The organism is Mesorhizobium sp. IMUNJ 23232 (assembly GCF_044326205.1).
Lineage (GTDB): Bacteria > Pseudomonadota > Alphaproteobacteria > Rhizobiales > Rhizobiaceae > Kumtagia.
Genome location: NZ_JBIRCY010000159.1, coordinates 1 through 1,180, shown reverse-complemented (window position 1 = coordinate 1,180; position 1,180 = coordinate 1). Strand labels below are relative to the sequence as shown.

Genomic DNA, 1,180 nt, shown 5'->3' with positions numbered 1-1,180 from the left:
AACGAGTATTCCCTTAGAGCCGTGGAAGACGACCACGTTGATAGGCCGGGTGTGGAAGCGCAGCAATGTGTGAAGCTTACCGGTACTAATAGCTCGATCGGCTTGATCGTTCTCATTCTCAATGCCCCTCCGATGAAATCGGATGGTTGATCTTCGCTCACGCGCCGTACCGGCTGCTGACGCAGCCTGGCGCTCCGCGAGGGCGCGGCATCAGCCGCGACGCGCAGTCGCGCTTGCGGCCTTCGGCCGAGCAATGCGACGTCGACATGGCACGACAAGACCAGCGAATAGCCTCGAGAGGCGCCGAATAAGAAACCCTATTCGCTACTCTCTATTCGCTATTCGCTCAAAACAGCTTCTCGAAAAAAACATGCTTTTCGCCGACCTGGTGGTTATGGCGGAGCGGCTGCACCCGATCCCATTCCGAACTCGGCCGTGAAACGCTCCAGCGCTGATGGTACTTCGTCTCAAGACGCGGGAGAGTAGGTCGCTGCCAGGTCTGCGAAACGCATGAAAAATCTTCTCCTAACGAACAGTCCGCCACATGGCGGCCAGGGCCGCGAAAGCGGCCTTTTCTGTTGGCAGGACAGTATCGCGCAGGCACGAGCCTGCCTTTGGTGGCGCGGGGTGGAGCAGCCCGGTAGCTCGTCAGGCTCATAACCTGAAGGTCGCAAGTTCAAATCTTGCCCCCGCAACCACCGACCCCTGCGATAGCAGATCAGTCAAAACCCCGGCCTCTGAAAGGACATCGGGGTTCTTCTTGTTTGCGGCAAAGCGCAGGATTGCAGCCAGATCGCCCCGCAACACGATTTGGAGGTCGCTGCCCTCGGGCACGAGTTCGATCTGGTCGACAAGAGAACGGAAGGTCAGCGCCGCCTGCACCGTCGTTTCCGCGTTCTGGAGATCGCCGTAAAGCGCCGAAATCCGCTGGTGGTAGATCTCCGCCATGTTCGGATGCATGTGATTTTTCGTGGAATGAGGACCCTGTTTGAGGAGTGATTTTCGTCCAAACGGGGCTCTGACTCACTTTCGCTGCATGTGAAGGCTGGTGTTGCGCAATTTTCGAGAGGGAATCAGCGCGATGGAACGGAGATTTGGGTCGACGAGACTGGCGCCGGCAGGCTTCGTCGTCGAGCATACGGAGATCGACACGGATTGCGTATTTCTTGACGTGCGCGCC

The 1,180-nt window shown here is 58.1% G+C and carries 1 tRNA gene and 2 rRNA genes; all 3 read left to right on the top strand.

Annotated elements, in window-relative coordinates:
• Positions 1-110: ribosomal RNA gene (locus tag ACH196_RS38090) — 23S ribosomal RNA — on the top strand; the annotation flags it as partial.
• 274 nt (positions 111-384) lie between these two features.
• A 5S ribosomal RNA gene (gene rrf / locus ACH196_RS38085) occupies positions 385-499 on the top strand.
• 122 nt (positions 500-621) lie between these two features.
• A tRNA-Met gene (locus ACH196_RS38080) sits at positions 622-698 on the top strand.
• Positions 699-1,180: the final 482 nt, after the last annotated feature.